The sequence below is a fragment of the Parafrankia sp. FMc2 genome, from assembly GCF_041008525.1.
Classification (GTDB): domain Bacteria; phylum Actinomycetota; class Actinomycetes; order Frankiales; family Frankiaceae; genus Parafrankia.
The window spans coordinates 1-690 of record NZ_JBFLUG010000486.1 but is presented as its reverse complement, the minus strand read 5'-3'; the positions used below and the strand labels follow the sequence as shown (position 1 = coordinate 690).

General features: G+C 67.7%; 1 pseudogene. It reads left to right on the top strand.

Features of this window, described 5'->3' with window-relative positions:
- Positions 1–125: 125 nt before the first annotated feature.
- Positions 126–674, top strand: a pseudogene (locus tag AB1460_RS38070) (integrase core domain-containing protein); the annotation flags it as partial.
- Positions 675–690: the final 16 nt, after the last annotated feature.

Below are 690 nucleotides of genomic sequence, written 5' to 3'. Positions count from 1 at the left end.
CCGACACGGACAGCAACCTGTAGGGCCTGCCCGCCCACGCGGGCCGCCTGAGCCCGGTGCCGCGACGAGTGGCACGCCGGGTTCTGAAGGGGCGGGGGCGCAGCAACGCGCCCCCGCTACCTGACGACTGCGCCGTGACACTCCGGCGTCTGTACTGCTTCTTTGCCATCGAGGTCGGCTCCCGCACCATCCACATCCTCAAGGTCACCGCCCACCCCGACGGACCATGGACCACCCAGCAGATCCGCAACCTTGTGATGGACCTCGGTGACCGGGCTGCCGACTTCCAGTTCCTGATCCGCGACCGCGCGGGGTTCACCGCCTCCTTCGACGCGGTCCTCGCCGACGCCGGCATCACCACCGTCACGATCCCACCCCGAACCCCACGGGCAAACGCCTACGCGGAACGGCTCGTCCGCACCGTCCGGACCGAGGTCACTGACCGAATGCTGATCTTCGGTGAACGGCACCTGCGCACCGTCCTGGCCGAGTACGCAGCCCACTACAAACGAATCAAGCGCCGGTCCGTCCTCGGCGGCCTGATCAACGAATACGAACGAGCAGCCTCATTGGGGGAGTATCAGTTCCGCGGCTGGGTGAGTTGCCTGGTCGTGGCTCCTCGGTCGTGTCGGGGGATGGCCTCGTTGCCGCGCCGTCCTGACGGCCAGTTTTAGTGCTGCCACCCCCGAC